1 protein-coding gene is annotated in these 315 nt (G+C 22.2%); it reads left to right on the forward strand.

What is annotated here, in order from left to right; translation table 11 throughout:
- Positions 1-315, forward strand: a 315-nt coding sequence (locus CAMP5082_RS08340; protein ID WP_337206444.1) for a hypothetical protein, incomplete at both ends; no start/stop codon positions are given.

Here is a 315-nt window from a genome sequence, read left to right on the forward strand (position 1 = left end):
ACTGGTATGATAATTCTTTGGTGGATTAATTCTAAAATAGAAGATTGGTTAAAAGATAGTGGTATTTCTTTTATTGATTTTATAAGAGAATATGAAACTCATTTAAGTTCTGAAGAAAAATATTATCATAACTTAGCACATTGTCATCAAACACAAATTAAAAATATGCAAAGAATTCAATTATATTATGATGGTAAGATTTCAAAAGATTTAAAAAATTATTACTATCCTTTTTATGATGTTAAAAAAACTCCATCTTTACTTAATGAAAAAAGCTTACTCAAAAGCATATCAAAAGATTATAAAGCATTAAAA

Origin of the sequence: Campylobacter sp. LMG 17559 (genome assembly GCF_024723605.1) — a bacterium.
Lineage (GTDB): Bacteria > Campylobacterota > Campylobacteria > Campylobacterales > Campylobacteraceae > Campylobacter_D.